Here is a 590-nt window from a genome sequence, read left to right as displayed (position 1 = left end):
GCGGTCCGGAACTGCACGTCTAGTACGGTCAAGCCGTCGGTACCGCGCCGCGCCGCTCGAGCGCGGTCTTGCGGATGATTTCCGCTATCTCCGGGCTGCTGCCGCACAGCATCTGGAAATCCGCCGAGTGCAGCGACAGGAGTGAGACCGCCGTTACGGCGCTGACCGTCGCCGAACGCGGTTCGCCGCTGAGCAGCGCCATCTCGCCGAAGAAAGCGCCAGGGCCAAGCTCCACCGGATTCGGCGTCGCGACGCTGACGCGTCCCTCCACGACGAAAAACATCTGATCACCGGGCTCGCCAAGGCGGCAGATCACGGCGCCCGCCGGCACCGTGCGGGCTCTTAACGCGCGCACGATCTCGACCAGCACGGCCGGGCCGAGCTTCTGAAACAACGGCACGGCGGCGACCAATTGCCAATTGCGGACGAAATCCCCGCGACGGACTTCTTGATAAAAGCCGGTGGCAAGAATGCCGGCCCAGAGCCCGAAGATGCCGATGCCACTCATCATGACCGCCCCGGCAAGGAGGCGGCCGGCGAAGCTTTGCGGGATAGTGTCCCCATAGCCGGTGGTGGACAGCGTGACCACC

Annotated in this window: 1 pseudogene; it reads right to left on the bottom strand. The window is 66.1% G+C overall.

Going from position 1 to position 590, the window contains the following annotated elements:
• Nucleotides 1–28: 28 nt before the first annotated feature.
• Nucleotides 29–590 (bottom strand): annotated as a pseudogene (locus tag ACWTU8_RS31960) (cyclic nucleotide-gated potassium channel); the annotation flags it as partial.

Source organism: Mesorhizobium sp. BHbdii (assembly GCF_053848045.1).
The sequence above is the reverse complement of the archived record's forward strand: the minus strand, read 5'-3'. Positions and strand labels throughout refer to the sequence as shown.